This window comes from Acinetobacter sp. FDAARGOS_559 (assembly GCF_003940475.1).
In the GTDB taxonomy this organism is placed as follows: Bacteria; Pseudomonadota; Gammaproteobacteria; order Pseudomonadales; family Moraxellaceae; genus Acinetobacter; species Acinetobacter baumannii.
In genome coordinates, this window is the sequence record NZ_RKJG01000005.1 from 2,053,205 (window position 1) to 2,067,057 (window position 13,853).

Genomic DNA, 13,853 nt, shown 5'->3' on the forward strand with positions numbered 1-13,853 from the left:
ATTTTATTCAACAAAATATCGAATATTCATACTTTTAAATAAAATCAAATGATTAGGATAAACACAATGAATTCACCTTTTGAAAATCAACCACTTCAACAAGATTCACCGTTTAAGGCAAATGGTCGTTTTGGACGACTCTCTTATGCAGCTTGGACATTCTTATTTACGCTAGTCCTTGTTACCGCCATTCTACTTATTATGTTTACTTTTGGTTTTACAAACCCTGAAGGTGCCCCAGACTTTTCTACGCCTGGCTTAATCTGTATAGCAATTCTTTATATAGTCGGTATTTATATTAACTTCGTATTTACCATCCGCCGTTTGCATGACCGCAATAATACAGGGTGGCTCTCTTTACTGATGCTAGTACCGGTCGTGAATATTGGCCTTGCCATTTATTTATTCTGTGCAAAAGGAACTGAAGGTCCTAATGATTATGGACCTAAGCGTCCAACGCCAAGCTGGGAGCGTGTTTTAGGCTGGATTTATATTGTGCTTATTCCGCTTGCATTAATTTTTGGTGTTATTGCCGTAATTATGGCTCCGACCTATGAAGGTTATGTCGAGAAAAGCGAAAGTATTGTAATTGGTAGCCCATCTCAGTCTGAATAATTTTTAAAGATGTACATAAAGCCTAGTTCTCTAGGCTTTATTCATATATAAAGTGAATAGCCCTATTCATTTGTACGCTGTTAAATATGTCTGAAGCCTCTGCCCTTCTTGATAAAACTTCTATTCAGCAGCTCCCTCCTTTTGAAAATCTTAACCATCAAAATATTGTGGTGATTGAAAATGGCGAGCAATGCAAAACTATTGAAGAAGAATTAAGGGTAGCGACCTTTTTAGGATTTGATTCTGAATCTAAACCTACTTTTCAGGTAGGCGAAGTATCAACTGGCCCACATTTGATTCAGCTGGCTACAGAACACAAAGCCTATTTATTTCATGTCAATTCATCGACTTTAAAATTTTTACAGCCCATTTTGTCTAATCCAAAACAAATTAAAGTCGGCTTTGGCCTTAAAAATGATAAGCATATTTTTCATAAAAAAGGCATAGAGCTTGAAAGCTGCGTTGACCTTGCTAAAGGTTTTAGCCACTTTGGTTTTAAACAACAAATGGGTGTACAAAAAGCCGTAGCACTATTACTTGGTCAGTATCTTGCCAAGTCGAAGAAAGTTGGAACTTCAAATTGGGCACGAAAACCGCTTACTTCACAACAAATCAGTTATGCAGCTGCTGACGCCTATGCTGCCCTATTGGTATTTCTCGAGCTTAAAAAACGAAAAGTATTACCGATACATATTTCTGAAAAAATTCAAACCGCACTTCAAGGGTAAAGTTATAAAAGTCTTTTCTAAGACTTAGCGATTGATCAATACTTTGCTAAGATGTGCACAATTTCATAAACATGATGAAGCAAGGAGCGAAAGCATGCTAATCATTCCAGCAATTGACCTGAAAGATGGTAAATGTGTGCGTTTAAAACAAGGGCGTATGGAAGACGATACCGTTTTCTCTGACGATCCGGTTGCAACTGCCCAGCATTGGGTAAATGAAGGCGCACGACGTTTGCATTTGGTCGATTTGAATGGTGCTTTCGCAGGTACGCCTATTCATAAACCTGTTGTTGAAGCAATTGCAAAAGCTCAGCCAGAATTACCAATTCAAATTGGTGGCGGTATCCGCTCATTAGAAACCATTGAACACTATTTAGAAGCTGGTGTGACGTTTGTCATTATCGGTACTAAAGCCGTTCAAGAGCCTGAATTTGTAGAAGAAGCTTGTAAACGTTTTGCAGGCCACATCATTGTTGGTATTGATGCCATGAATGGTATGGTTGCAACTGACGGTTGGGCAAACGTTACCGACGTGAAAGCAACTGATTTAGCAAAACGCTTTGCAGATGCAGGCGTGTCTAGCATTGTTTACACGGACATTGCGCGTGACGGCATGATGCAAGGTGTAAATGTTGAGCAGACTGTAAACTTGGCTCAATACTCAGGCTTACCAGTCATTGCTTCAGGTGGTGTAACCAACCTTGATGACGTTCGTAACTTAAAAGGCCAACCGGGCATTTTAGGTGCAATCACAGGCCGTGCAATTTATGAAGGTACTTTAAACCTTCGTGAAGCTCAGCTTTTGTTAGATGAAAACCGTCTTTAATTTTTTAAGATGTAAAAAAAGAGCCTGATTAGGCTCTTTTTTATTTTTTGATGATCTTTAGTTTAATAATTTTTCTAAATCAATCACCTCATCTGCAAGCTCCATTGCATAAGGTGAATGTGTAATCATAATTATGGATGGAACAACTTGCTGAATATATTCAAGTATATTTTTGGCAGTATCTACATCTAAAGCTGCTGTCGGTTCATCTAATATGATGAGTTGTGGACGAGCTAAAAGACCTCGAAGAATACAAATTCTTTGTTTTTCTCCTCCTGAAAAATTCTTATAAATTTCAGTTAGATCATCATCGAGTGTTAACTGATGCTTTTTCAAAATATGCGATAAGTTAAACTGCTCAAGCATCTGTAGTAAATAAGAGTCTTCGTAAATATATTGAGAGTTATAGACTAGATTCTCTCTTAAAGAATAAGGGAAAATTATAGGTTGCTGGGCAACATAGACCACTTCATTAAAAATATGTTTAGAAAAATTATGACTAATATCAATATTTTTATACAAAAGCTGGCCTGACTGAATCTGATATACCCCCATTAAATAATTCATCAGAGAAGTTTTACCTAGCCCTGTTTGACCAATCACGACATACGTTTTATTGGTTGATATTGTTAAATTAAAATGATCTACGTTTCTTTTTCCTAATGAAAATTTAGCATTTATAAATTGGTAGAGAATTTCCGTATCTTTAACAGTGGAGTGTGTATATTGCTCTTTATTCAAATTAAAGTACTGCCGATATTTTGCTAGAGCAACAAAATTTCCATTTAAGCGCATCAAACTTTGGGAAACCGCCAGAAACGGATTGGTGAGTTGAATAATATAGGTACTTATCAATACAAAAGAACCAGGGGTCAATTGCTTTTCAGTGGAAAGAAATACTGTAAACAACATAAACATGAGTAAGAATAAGAAGATCATGAATAATTGAGAAATCATCAATAGTCCTATTTTCTTATTCCTATCTTTGGCTGTAGTGATATACAAATTTAATGTTTCATTAAACTTTGATAATTGAAACGGTACTGCATTTTTTACTTTAATTTCATAGGAATTCGAGATCTGATGTATCAAATGGCTATTTACCTGATTATTTTTTTGATACATAGCATCAAATAGTGAACTACTTTTTTTATTTATATGAAATGAAACTAGAAAAATAATAATAGCTACCACTAAAAAGCTAATACTAAAAAGTAAACTAATGGTCGTGAATAAAACTGCGAGAATCATAACCAATTGAAAAATAATTGGCCCTACATGAAGAAGCAATGTGAGGTTAACCTCACCAAAAGCAGAACTCCCTCTTGTAAGATCACTAATTACTGCTCCTGCCTCAATTTGATCTTGTTCTTCTTTTTTAAGATTTAAATAATTTTTTAAGCCCGCAAAAATTAATGCTCCTTTGAAATCGACCATCAAATAAGCGCTAAAAATATTTTTGGTCCAGTTACACAACTCATTCGCTAACCATGCTATAGCGTAGGCAAGTACGATGAAGTATAAGAAATTAAATGGAAACTGAATATCGAGCAGAAAGTCATATTCATGTGCAGAATAATCGATAATAATTTTCAGCAAGTAAGGTAATAATGTTGTAAAAAATGCAGAAAACAGCACTAATAAAAACATAAGAAACATACTACTCTTTTGTTTCACATAGTTTTCTTTAGAAATATTCCATATAAATTTATAGTTCTGAATATCTTGCGAACTTAATAAAAACTTCATTTCTGTATCTTTTTTCTATAAATACGAGTTAAAAATAATTCCTTTACACAAGAAATATCATAACTTCCTTATTTATTTTTATTCGTGTTTTTTATTTAAAATTAGATTTACAGATTTCTAAAGCCGAACATATTTGTCATATAAGCTTCTATAAACTGTATTATTTTTAAATATCTGGTGTTTATTTAAAAATTAAATTTTTAATCAATACACCACATTACGAATAAATTTAAGTACTTGGCTACCGCTATTGATATAGGTATAAGTCACTGAACTGGCAAAAATAAAAGATGAACCAGCCGCTATGGTTTTTGAGCTGTCTGTAAATTGTATGGTCAATTCGCCTTCTAACACATAAATCAGTTCTTGCCATCCTTCAGCATCGGCTTCAGCAACATAAGACTCCCCAACAGCCAAAGACCATGTCCAAAGTTCAACTTGAGAACGGGAAGGAACTGAAGCAAGAAAAGTTGCCTTACTTTCTTCCTTTTCACCTTGCCAAGCGAGTGCATTTACTAGGGCATGTTCTTTTAGCTCAGGCGCACTCACAATTGTTCTAAAATCTACTCCCAACACTGCCGCAATCGCATCGAGTTTAGCTAAGCTAATATTGACTTGGCCTGTTTCCAGAGCAGCAATGGTACGTCTACTTACACCTGCCCGATCAGCCAAGTCCTGTTGGCTTAAACTACGCTCATCTCTTAATGAACGAATATTTGTGCCTACATGTTGTAAAACGCTACTCGACTGGCTCATAAAATAGATGAATAAAGAAAATTTGAGCAATATATTGCACAAAACAGAAGAATAGCGCAATATGTGCAGTATATTGCACAATTCCCTTTAGTTTGAGTATGTCACCAACTTATCTGAGTTCAAGCAAAGTTCCTCAACTAGCTCTCATTTTGATTACGGTCATTTGGGGTGGAACATTTCTTACTGTGCAGTACGCACTGAATTTTTCATCACCTATGTTTTTTGTCGGCTGCCGTTTTGCCGTAGCTGCCTTAACGCTATTACTTATTTCATTAAAGAGCATGAAAGGCGTTACATTAAAAGACTTGGGCGCTGGCAGTGTAATTGGCCTTGTCATTGCAGCTGGCTATGGCACGCAGACAATCGGCCTGCAAACTATTCCAAGTAGTGAGTCGGCTTTTTTAACGGCGCTTTATGTTCCGCTTGTTCCTATTTTAATGTGGCTCATATTTAGAAAAACTCCACATATCATGACTTGGGTGGGAGCAGCTCTTGCTTTTACTGGCCTTGTTTTATTGACGGGTAATGGTTTTAAGCAAATTTCTTTGAGTTTTGGACAGCTTTTAACAGTGCTCGGCGCCTTTGCGATTGCCTTAGAAATTATTTTTATTAGCTACTTTGCTGGAAAGGTAAATTTGCGTCGCGTCACCATTATTCAACTTGGTGTCGCCTCTCTACTTTCTTTTACCATTATGCCTATAGTAGGTGAACATACAATTCCAGCATTTTCATGGCCCCTAGTACTCATTGCCGTCGCATTAGGCTTAGCAAGTGCACTCATTCAATTTGTAATGAACTGGGCTCAACGTGTGGTTGACCCTTCGCGTGCTGCAATTATCTATGCAGGAGAACCTGTTTGGGCAGGCATTATTGGTCGAATTGCAGGTGAGCGTTTACCAGTTATTGCCCTTTTTGGGGGTGCTTTAGTGGTGTTAGGTGTTTTAGTCAGTGAGTTAAAAATTAAGCTGCCTATTAAGAAAAACAAAAGAGTCCGAGAATAAAAAAGAGAGCTTAACGCTCTCTTTTTTATATATCATTTTTCTTTAATAAAATAGAGGGTTCGTAGTACTCAACTGTCGGCATTGGATCATAAAATGGATGAAGCAATTTTTTCCATTCTTGATAAGCCTCCGACTTTCTAAACCCTTCTGTATGATTTTCAATTTCATCCCAGAAAATCATTAAAATATAATGATGGGGATCGGTTGTATGCTTAATCAGTTGGACCGCATTGAAACCTTCCATTAGAGAAACAATATGTTTAGCCTGCTCGAATGCCTTAAGGAATGCTTCACTTTGCCCAGACTTTATACTCAAATGCACATGTTCAATAATCATGATTTATTGATACATCGGACGGTTATCATTTAACGCAATCAAACCGCGAATGGCACGATATACAATCCAGATCCATGCTGCTGCGATCACACCCACACAGAACACAGTCGATGAGATAGCAACGCCTGCAAATAGATCGGTATTTTCACCCGTAAAGAACAAGAAAATAAACGGCAAAAAGGCAATAATATTCCAAGCCAAGTACCACCAGAATGTTCTGATTTGCCATGTAAAGTGGCTCGCAAAAATTGAACCTTGCACATCAGAGCGTTTTACATAGTTAATAATTAAAGCAATAATCGCAAGTAAGCCGCCTGTAAAAATGGCAACAATATAAAGTACATATAAAATAAGTGTTAAAGTACGATTTGGATCTTGGTCGATAGAACTATTCATTTTTATACCTCTCAAGTTTAATAAAACAATTTACTTTTATGATCCCCGCAAAACGTTTAAAGGAGAAATTAGCCACAAAATCAAAAGTAAATGAAAGAATATGGTACAAAAATAAATCTTACGAAATGGTTGTTTTTGTGTTTTATGTCTCAGTTTTTGTTGTGCCCACCACGCAGCTGGCCATCCCCCTAAGAAACTGACAATGTGCAAAGTCTGCTCAGGAACACGGCGATTGCCCAATTGCGCTGCTTCTTTATCTTGTGAATATAGCCAGTAACTCAACACATTCATCATTAAGACAAACAATAAGGTATAAGCCGGCAAAATATGAATAAAACTCATAATGCCCATTAAAACGAAATAAAACACAATCCCCATTTGCATAGCAGACCATGGGCTGGCCTGAAAAGAAGATTGTGTTTTTGCAGGTTTTAAAGCCTTACGAGTTTGAGATGCCTTTAAATAAGTGACCTGCTGAGCACGAAAACGGCCTCTTTCATCAAGGATTACCAGATATTCCAGTGCACAGCCAATAATTGGCCGAGGTCCAGGGCGTGCAAAATCTTTGATATGCAAAAAGACTCGCTCTTTTTCAGCATCATCCGGCTGAATAAAGCCATAACCCTTTTCGTCGAACCATTCGACTAAACGCCCCTGATCTCGCATCTTTATTCCCTTTTATGCTTTTACATGGCTTAAACGGTCTTGCATCATTGCTCGCATTTCTTGCGGGTCTTTTTGCAAGATGTCATCGCCGGTACGTCCTTCTTCTTTATTTTTTTGAGCAACTTGTAAACGCATTGACCAAAAACGGCAAGCCGCCATTGCCAAGAATACATCTAAACATTCAAGTTCATCTGAAGTCAGCGCACGAATTTTTTGGTATGCCTCTAAATAAGCGTCTACTTTGTCTGAGTTTAAATACGCTGCTGGATATTCGGTACAAAAATCATTAATGGTAATCGCAATATCAAACAGCAACTCATCTTGATTTAACTCATAAAAATCTAGAATACCTTGTAGTTGCTCGCCTTCAAACAAAGTATTGTCACGGAACAAATCTGAGTGAATAAAACCTGTCGGTCGATTTGAATACTTCGCTGTTTTCGCATTAAAGGCTTGATAAACCTGCTCAAGTAACGTTTGGTCATCTTGAGTCATATTTGGTTTAAGCTGCTCTGCAACACCTGTCCAGTATTGATGATCACGGCGATATTCGCGTTCAAGCGGAAAATCTTGTAAAGCTACATGTAGCTTCGCCTGTGCATCTGCAATTGCAGCAACTTGGGCTACTGTAGTTTGCATGGGATGGTGACCCATAAGACGTGGTGCAATTTGTGCAGGTTTACCCGCAATAAAGTGAACCGCTTGGCCACTGTGCTTTAATGGAACGGCAACGGGTACATCATGAGTACCTAGTTGCTCAAGCACAGGAATCAGTTCACCTGCACCTTGTGCATCTAACTCTTCAAACACGGTAAGTACATATTGTTTGCGGTTTACATCAACCAGAAAATAATTGGTGTTTTGAATACCTCCCTGAATTGGGTTCAGCTCCAACACCTCTAATCCATAAGGTGCAGCAAAGGTGCGAACTTCATCTAAACTCAACGGGGTATAAACCGACATGGAAAACCTGCAAAAAACATCTGTGAAGTTTGATAGAATACCTCTTCCCTCCATGAAGGTGTAGCGCCTGTGTAGGAACTTTCACCAACGGCGATTATTTTTGGAAAAAGCTATGCTTGCTAAACGTATTATTCCTTGCCTAGACGTTGATAACGGACGCGTAGTTAAAGGCGTTCAATTCCTCGATATTCGTGATGCGGGCGACCCTGTTGAAGTGGCACGTCGCTATAACGAACAAGGTGCAGACGAAATTACTTTCTTAGACATTACCGCTACACATCATGGACGCGATACCACTTACCGTACTGTTGAACGTATGGCCGAGACTGTATTTGTGCCTTTAACTGTCGGTGGTGGTGTACGTAAGGTTGAAGATATTCGCGCGTTATTAAATGCAGGTGCAGACAAAGTGAGTATTAACTCGGCTGCTGTGTTTAACCCTGAATTTGTTCAAGAAGCTTCTCAGCACTTTGGCGCACAATGTATTGTGGTTGCGATTGATGCCAAAAAAACTGGCGACAACAAATGGGAAATCTTTACTCATGGTGGCCGTAAACCAACTGGTATTGATGCCATTGAATGGGCTGTAAAAATGGCTGACTACGGTGCCGGTGAGCTACTCATTACCAGTATGGACGCCGACGGTACTAAAGCGGGTTACGATATTGCATTAATGCGTGCCATTAATGACCGCGTTACCATTCCAACCATTGCTTCAGGTGGTGTAGGTAACTTACAACACCTTGCAGATGGTATTTTACAAGGTGGTGCCGATGCAGTATTGGCAGCGAGTATTTTCCACTTTGGCCAATATACAATTCCAGAAGCTAAACAATATTTGGCTGAACAAGGCATCGAAATGCGCTTGTAAGTTTATTTATATTTAAAGGGGCAAGATGCCCCTTTAATTTTTTATGCAGCACCTTCTATCGCATTTACATCACTAACGAGTTTAGGCTGTTCTTTTTTCTCGACCCATTTTGCTGGAAAGATTTTTTCTACAACTTGAGAGAGTGGCCTAGCAAGCACAGTAGGTAACCGTATCCCCAAAGGGTTTTGTTCTTTTAAGTCTGCTGAAGACACCACACGTGTTCCCATCACATAGTCAAACCAAGGTTTGGTCACACACCAATTGGCATCTTGGTTAGAGTTCATATGGTGGTCGTAATGCCACGGAATTTTACGCTTTGCCCAGTTAGGCTCTAAATGTGCACGGCGATGAATATAATAATAGTTTCCTGCACTGTACCAAGCTGCAAGTGCCATACCTTTTGAAAAGGGGTAGAAAATTGCACTTGAAACGGTTGCCACCACGGCAAGTGAAATTAACTCATTTTTGGTTCGCCAGTTTCCAACGCCCTCAACATAACAATCATCATGAAACTGTTGTTTACGGACTTCACGATGGTGTGCCCAATGCGACTCCATACTTTTCGGCACTGGGCTATAGCGCGGTTGTCCGGCACGGTGTACACCATGCAAAATATATTTGTGTGCTACCCATTCAAATGCATTCGCAACTGCAATTCCGGCAATAAACCCTTTTAACATCACCTAACTCCTTTTTCTTTTTATTCAGCATATAAAATTCGTTATGCTAGGTATTGACCAGAATTTATGGTTTCATTGACAAATCACGACAAGAAAGAGGTGGTTAGGGATGCCACAACTAAAAAATTATACAGGCTCGGTATATGGAGGACTGGGGCATCTTTTAAAGGCTTATTGCGAAGCCAATGGGTTAGCTATTCCTGAACAATTAGAACAAATCCAAAATCTGGAACGCTTTGACTATGTGGTTTGGCGCGACCTATTAGAAGTTATTTATAAACTAGACCCGAAGCCGGGATTAGGGCTAGAAATTGCCAAATATGTACAACCCAAACATTTAGGCATTATTGCCTACCTTGCTCTCTCTTGCGATAACTTAGGTGAAGCCTTAATTCGTTACCATGACTTTCACCGTCTAATTTATGACGGGAGCCCATTAGTGGTTGAGCTACAAGGGAGATATGGTTCTATTCGCTGGGAAGCGACTGAGCTACACCCTACCCAGCTTACCGATGAAATCGCAATTGCCTTGGTGATTCAATTCTTACGTCTTTTTATGTCTCATGAAGATGTGCAGTTACATGAAGTACGTTTCTTAAATGCTGCCCCTAAAAATATCAGAGTTTACGAGCAGTACTTTCAATGTCCCGTTCGTTTTAGCCAGCCCCGTACAGAGTTACTTATACCCATTACCGAAATTCACAAGCCGCTTAGTAGTGCAGACCACACCTTACAGCAGCTATTAGTTCAGCAGGCTCAAGCACTTTTAGAACAGTTACCCAATTCAACCCAACTCGATCAGCGTTTACAGCATTCAATTTTGACTGGTCTGCAAAAGAATCAGTATCAAATTGAATATATTGCAGCTCAATTAGGCCTATCGGTTCGTCAACTCCAAAGGCACTTACAACAGCAGAACACCACCTTTCAGGAACGTGTTCAGCAAGTACGCTTTATGCTGGCAACCGAATATTTAAAAGACCCACATTTAAGCCTGCAAGAGATTGCGCTTTTACTTTGTTATTCAGAACAAAGTGCCTTTCAAAGAGCATTTAAGCATTGGACCAAGCAAACCCCACAACGGTGGAGAGATCAATTTTTAAACAAAGAATAACCAACCAAAACTTACAAATCTTTTCTTGATTAAAACAACACTGAAAACAAAAATTTCATATAGTCACATGCTTAATTTTTTGTGACGTATTTCACATTAATTAAAAAATAGATCAATAGATGAGTAATCACAATGAATAAATATTTTGCTGAATTCCTAGGTACGTTTTGGCTAGTCTTTGGTGGTTGCGGTAGCGCAGTTTTAGCCGCAGCTTTCCCTGAACTTGGTATTGGCTTTGCAGGTGTAGCCCTTGCCTTTGGTTTAACCGTACTCACAGGTGCTTATGCTCTAGGGCATATCTCAGGTGGACATTTCAATCCCGCGGTAAGTGTTGGCCTTTGGGTCGGTGGCCGCTTCGATGTTAAAGATTTAATTCCGTATATTGTTGCGCAAGTGGTTGGTGCGACTGCTGCTGCATTTGTTCTTTATATTATTGCTCAAGGCCAAGCAGGCTTTAGTGGTGTTGGCGGGTTTGCAACCAATGGTTTTGGTGACTTATCACAAAATAAATTTGGTTTAGGTTCTGCTTTCATTATTGAAGTGGTTCTTACTGCTTTCTTCTTAATCATTATTTTAGGGGCAACTGACCGCCGTGCACCTGCTGGCTTCGCTCCTATCGCGATTGGTTTAGGCTTAACACTCATTCACTTAATCAGTATTCCGGTTACGAACACTTCGGTAAACCCTGCACGTAGTACAGGTGTTGCGTTCTTTGCTGAAACGGCTGCGTTAAGTCAGTTGTGGTTGTTCTGGGTAGCACCGATTTTAGGGGCTGTGATTGGGGCAATTATTTATAAGGTAGTTGCTGGGGACAAAGATTAACTGCACGACCGCAAATACCGCGTTCACTCAAGTTGTAGTTGTATAGGTAATGCCTCACTTTTGAGTGAGCAAAAGTGACAAAACTCATTCGTTTCACTGACGTTACTTCCATGTAACGCAGTGAAACAGGCGGCATCCGTGCCGCCGTCGCGATAGCAAATTGAGTAAAATATATTTATTACAAAAACGGATTATTAATTTCTTGTTCAGCTAGACGTTCAATTTTCTCAGGCAATTCTTCTTTTTCCAAAGCTGCAACTACATCATTAAAAAAACTCTGCAATGCCTTTGCCTGCTCTAACCCGACTTTGTCTTTAGTGATTTGCAAATTGCCATAAATACTCACGCAATCGACATCATTTTCTAATGTTAAATCTTCAATTGAAGAAGACTCAGTACCCTTTTCAAATGGCTTAAACATAGCTGTTGTCTCGTTGTTATATCTTCACAGTGTAATACGACCAATTTAAAAAAAATCAATCAAAATTAAAAGTGCCGACAAAATTAAGAAAGCGCCCATTAGGATATTAAAATATTTCAAACGGTTGCCCTTATTCAGTACCACTGAAAATTTATCACCACAGAACCCCCAAAAGAACAAACACACGTAGCAAGTGAAAAAATAAATAACGATAAAGATCGGCAATGACTGCGGGTTTTCAATGCTAGTAAACATGGTAATGCCCGACACACAAGCCAACCATGCTTTGGGATTCAGCCATTGTAATAAGAACCCATCTTTAAAATTAGGAATAATCATTTGCTCTACAGGAACACTGGAAATAGAAATATTTGCAGCAGAAAGAATAATTTTAATCCCGATATAACAAACAAATAGCGTTCCACAAACTGCAAGAATCTTTAATACAACAGGAAACTGAGTTAATAAACTCTGAAGACCAAATGCCATAAAAATCAAAAGTAAGGTAAAGCCAATGGTGGCACCTGAAATATAGGGAAGTGATCTTTTTAAACCATGATTTAAGCTGGTCGATAAAATAACTGTATTGACCGGACCGGGTGTAATCGACATTGCAAAAGAAAAAAGAAACATCGAGGCAAACATTATTATCCTTATTCGAATAAATAGTTGAACAGACAGATCTGTCTATTCATCTTATTGTAACGATTCAGGCTTCACAACAGTGCTAGAAGCTTCTTATTTCATTATTTGCAAGAAATAGTTCACCAAGGCTTCAACCAATTGTTTCACAATGGCATCTCTAGTTTCTTCATCAATACTTGGAACTTTTGCTTCCATCGGTTCAGAAGAACCTGTTTTTTGCTTTTTAAACTGATCTTGTAACGCTTGAATTTGTTCTGCGCTTAGGTCTTGTTCGCACTGGCTTTCACCATCCCAATGCAAATAGTCGAGCTTTTGGTTAGGTTTAACTTGGCTAGCAGTTAACGGTAAGCGATAAACGTTACGTTTTTGCTGTTCTGTAAGCTGTGGAAATAAGTTAATACCAAGCTTTTCTTCTATATAACAAACACTCACTACCTTCACTTGCTGCGAGTTATTGTTAGGTGCGTAGTAAGCCCCAATAGCGCCAGTTTTTGGCATATACACCGCTTTATAAACTGCGGTAGGTACAATCACGCCCTGCCCAATCGTTTTGAGACGTTTACCCTCAAAAACAGGTCCTGTCACGACATATACATCTTGTTTTTGCTTGGTGACAATGGCACGGGTTGCTTCTTCAAGTTTACGCCAGACTTCTTGGTTATTTTTAGGCGCTTGCGGCACCATATTGCTGAGCGAGAAACTATCAGACTGTGATTCTTTATTTGGCATATCGCCATTTGGTGCCATGTGCCCACGGTCATATCCTGAACCACGGTAGTCACTTAAAAGTGCCCGATGCTTTTGAGGAACACGCGTTTCTTCATGGAAGTTATCTTCACGTTTAATTTTGACACTTAAACGTTCTGCATCTAAATGCTCGGCCGACCATAATGGTGTTTTAGAAATGCCTGAATAGAGGACATTAAAACCGTTAAAGCACAGCGGATAGCTGTCTTTTTTTAAGCTTTCTTTATTTAAAGCAGGCGGAACTTCACGATAAAACTGGTTAAGACAAGTCGAGTTAGTACTTAAAGGCGAAAACCACTGCGAAATCTTTTCACTGCCGAAAGCAATTGCAAAGCTTCCAGCTGCAATACAAGCAAGAATAATCTTGCCAAAATGCTCACTTAGAGAAAATGAATTTGTACCTTTACTACGTTTTTTACTTGCCATGTTTCTATCAATACCACTGTCCACACGCAGCTTAACAATCCTGCTTTTTTAAGTATATCGCTTATCTTTCAAATGGTTAAAACGTGGTCA

Annotated in this window: 17 protein-coding genes; 7 read left to right on the top strand and 10 right to left on the bottom strand. The window is 38.7% G+C overall.

The window, feature by feature from the left end:
• The first annotated feature begins 66 nt into the window (after window positions 1-66).
• From EGS71_RS11345 to hisA, 3 genes are all read left to right on the top strand, one after another.
• Complete coding sequence (locus EGS71_RS11345) at window positions 67-615, top strand: DUF805 domain-containing protein (protein WP_001087821.1); 549 nt, start codon at window positions 67-69, stop codon at window positions 613-615.
• Window positions 616-701: 86 nt separating this feature from the next.
• Entirely contained in the window at window positions 702-1,343 is a 642-nt protein-coding gene (locus tag EGS71_RS11350; protein WP_001287556.1) for a 3'-5' exonuclease, read from the top strand.
• 94 nt (window positions 1,344-1,437) lie between these two features.
• Complete coding sequence (hisA, locus tag EGS71_RS11355) at window positions 1,438-2,169, top strand: 1-(5-phosphoribosyl)-5-[(5-phosphoribosylamino)methylideneamino]imidazole-4-carboxamide isomerase (protein WP_000905538.1); 732 nt, start codon at window positions 1,438-1,440, stop codon at window positions 2,167-2,169.
• 57 nt (window positions 2,170-2,226) lie between these two features.
• Here the strand turns inward: hisA and EGS71_RS11360 are convergent, their stop codons facing one another.
• Window positions 2,227-3,918: an ATP-binding cassette domain-containing protein gene (locus tag EGS71_RS11360; RefSeq protein WP_000670483.1), complete on the bottom strand. Its 1,692-nt coding sequence runs from the start codon at window positions 3,916-3,918 to the stop codon at window positions 2,227-2,229.
• A 204-nt stretch (window positions 3,919-4,122) separates the two neighbouring features.
• Window positions 4,123-4,674 (bottom strand): helix-turn-helix domain-containing protein, encoded by a 552-nt coding sequence (locus EGS71_RS11365; RefSeq protein ID WP_000083600.1) that lies wholly within the window; start codon window positions 4,672-4,674, stop codon window positions 4,123-4,125.
• 98 nt (window positions 4,675-4,772) lie between these two features.
• Between EGS71_RS11365 and EGS71_RS11370 the strand changes: the two genes are divergently transcribed.
• Complete coding sequence (locus EGS71_RS11370; RefSeq protein ID WP_000075491.1) at window positions 4,773-5,675, top strand: DMT family transporter; 903 nt, start codon at window positions 4,773-4,775, stop codon at window positions 5,673-5,675.
• A gap of 25 nt (window positions 5,676-5,700) precedes the next feature.
• Here the strand turns inward: EGS71_RS11370 and EGS71_RS11375 are convergent, their stop codons facing one another.
• The 4 genes from EGS71_RS11375 to EGS71_RS11390 are packed head-to-tail and all read right to left on the bottom strand — an operon-like array spanning window position 5,701 to window position 8,037.
• A complete protein-coding gene (locus EGS71_RS11375) occupies window positions 5,701-6,012 on the bottom strand; it encodes an antibiotic biosynthesis monooxygenase family protein (RefSeq protein ID WP_000582727.1) in 312 nt (103 codons plus the stop codon).
• Window positions 6,013-6,015: 3 nt separating this feature from the next.
• Window positions 6,016-6,408 carry a DUF4870 family protein gene (locus EGS71_RS11380; RefSeq protein WP_001088854.1) on the bottom strand — a complete coding sequence of 131 codons (393 nt, stop codon included), beginning with the start codon at window positions 6,406-6,408 and terminating at the stop codon, window positions 6,016-6,018.
• 36 nt (window positions 6,409-6,444) lie between these two features.
• The gene (locus EGS71_RS11385; RefSeq protein ID WP_001205591.1) at window positions 6,445-7,074 is read right to left on the bottom strand and encodes a DUF1294 domain-containing protein; all 630 of its coding nucleotides are present in this window, start codon (window positions 7,072-7,074) and stop codon (window positions 6,445-6,447) included.
• 12 nt (window positions 7,075-7,086) lie between these two features.
• Window positions 7,087-8,037: a homoserine kinase gene (locus EGS71_RS11390; protein WP_000118175.1), complete on the bottom strand. Its 951-nt coding sequence runs from the start codon at window positions 8,035-8,037 to the stop codon at window positions 7,087-7,089.
• A gap of 112 nt (window positions 8,038-8,149) precedes the next feature.
• Here EGS71_RS11390 and hisF point away from each other — a divergent pair, with 112 nt between their 5' ends.
• Window positions 8,150-8,908 carry an imidazole glycerol phosphate synthase subunit HisF gene (gene hisF / locus EGS71_RS11395; protein ID WP_000880078.1) on the top strand — a complete coding sequence of 253 codons (759 nt, stop codon included), beginning with the start codon at window positions 8,150-8,152 and terminating at the stop codon, window positions 8,906-8,908.
• Between the two features lie 41 nt (window positions 8,909-8,949).
• Here the strand turns inward: hisF and EGS71_RS11400 are convergent, their stop codons facing one another.
• Entirely contained in the window at window positions 8,950-9,588 is a 639-nt protein-coding gene (locus tag EGS71_RS11400) for a hypothetical protein (protein ID WP_000911635.1), read from the bottom strand.
• A 109-nt stretch (window positions 9,589-9,697) separates the two neighbouring features.
• Between EGS71_RS11400 and EGS71_RS11405 the strand changes: the two genes are divergently transcribed.
• Window positions 9,698-10,702, top strand: a complete 1,005-nt coding sequence (locus EGS71_RS11405) for an AraC family transcriptional regulator (RefSeq protein WP_001135876.1) — start codon at window positions 9,698-9,700, stop codon at window positions 10,700-10,702.
• Between the two features lie 132 nt (window positions 10,703-10,834).
• Window positions 10,835-11,524: an aquaporin Z gene (aqpZ, locus tag EGS71_RS11410; RefSeq protein WP_002010915.1), complete on the top strand. Its 690-nt coding sequence runs from the start codon at window positions 10,835-10,837 to the stop codon at window positions 11,522-11,524.
• A gap of 178 nt (window positions 11,525-11,702) precedes the next feature.
• Here the strand turns inward: aqpZ and EGS71_RS11415 are convergent, their stop codons facing one another.
• The 3 genes from EGS71_RS11415 to EGS71_RS11425 all read right to left on the bottom strand — a co-directional run bounded on the left by EGS71_RS11415 (window position 11,703) and on the right by EGS71_RS11425 (window position 13,763).
• Entirely contained in the window at window positions 11,703-11,945 is a 243-nt protein-coding gene (locus EGS71_RS11415; RefSeq protein ID WP_000476049.1) for a hypothetical protein, read from the bottom strand.
• Window positions 11,946-11,990: 45 nt separating this feature from the next.
• Window positions 11,991-12,590, bottom strand: coding sequence for a LysE family translocator (locus EGS71_RS11420; RefSeq protein WP_000458283.1), 600 nt, complete (start codon window positions 12,588-12,590; stop codon window positions 11,991-11,993).
• A 93-nt stretch (window positions 12,591-12,683) separates the two neighbouring features.
• Window positions 12,684-13,763, bottom strand: coding sequence for a DNA/RNA non-specific endonuclease (locus tag EGS71_RS11425; protein ID WP_000157127.1), 1,080 nt, complete (start codon window positions 13,761-13,763; stop codon window positions 12,684-12,686).
• Window positions 13,764-13,853: the final 90 nt, after the last annotated feature.

Excerpts from the sequence above, each read along its gene's own strand:
- EGS71_RS11365 (WP_000083600.1), bottom strand. The coding sequence starts at position 4,674 with ATGAGCCAGTCGAGTAGCGTTTTACAACATGTAGGCACAAATATTCGT.
- EGS71_RS11345 (WP_001087821.1), top strand. The coding sequence starts at position 67 with ATGAATTCACCTTTTGAAAATCAACCACTTCAACAAGATTCACCGTTT.
- hisF (WP_000880078.1), top strand. The coding sequence starts at position 8,150 with ATGCTTGCTAAACGTATTATTCCTTGCCTAGACGTTGATAACGGACGC.
- aqpZ (WP_002010915.1), top strand. The coding sequence starts at position 10,835 with ATGAATAAATATTTTGCTGAATTCCTAGGTACGTTTTGGCTAGTCTTT.
- EGS71_RS11425 (WP_000157127.1), bottom strand. The coding sequence starts at position 13,763 with ATGGCAAGTAAAAAACGTAGTAAAGGTACAAATTCATTTTCTCTAAGT.
- EGS71_RS11380 (WP_001088854.1), bottom strand. The coding sequence starts at position 6,408 with ATGAATAGTTCTATCGACCAAGATCCAAATCGTACTTTAACACTTATT.
- hisA (WP_000905538.1), top strand. The coding sequence starts at position 1,438 with ATGCTAATCATTCCAGCAATTGACCTGAAAGATGGTAAATGTGTGCGT.
- EGS71_RS11405 (WP_001135876.1), top strand. The coding sequence starts at position 9,698 with ATGCCACAACTAAAAAATTATACAGGCTCGGTATATGGAGGACTGGGG.
- EGS71_RS11350 (WP_001287556.1), top strand. The coding sequence starts at position 702 with ATGTCTGAAGCCTCTGCCCTTCTTGATAAAACTTCTATTCAGCAGCTC.
- EGS71_RS11420 (WP_000458283.1), bottom strand. The coding sequence starts at position 12,590 with ATGTTTGCCTCGATGTTTCTTTTTTCTTTTGCAATGTCGATTACACCC.
- EGS71_RS11390 (WP_000118175.1), bottom strand. The coding sequence starts at position 8,037 with ATGTCGGTTTATACCCCGTTGAGTTTAGATGAAGTTCGCACCTTTGCT.
- EGS71_RS11370 (WP_000075491.1), top strand. The coding sequence starts at position 4,773 with ATGTCACCAACTTATCTGAGTTCAAGCAAAGTTCCTCAACTAGCTCTC.
- EGS71_RS11360 (WP_000670483.1), bottom strand. The coding sequence starts at position 3,918 with ATGAAGTTTTTATTAAGTTCGCAAGATATTCAGAACTATAAATTTATA.
- EGS71_RS11400 (WP_000911635.1), bottom strand. The coding sequence starts at position 9,588 with ATGTTAAAAGGGTTTATTGCCGGAATTGCAGTTGCGAATGCATTTGAA.
- EGS71_RS11415 (WP_000476049.1), bottom strand. The coding sequence starts at position 11,945 with ATGTTTAAGCCATTTGAAAAGGGTACTGAGTCTTCTTCAATTGAAGAT.
- EGS71_RS11385 (WP_001205591.1), bottom strand. The coding sequence starts at position 7,074 with ATGCGAGATCAGGGGCGTTTAGTCGAATGGTTCGACGAAAAGGGTTAT.
- EGS71_RS11375 (WP_000582727.1), bottom strand. The coding sequence starts at position 6,012 with ATGATTATTGAACATGTGCATTTGAGTATAAAGTCTGGGCAAAGTGAA.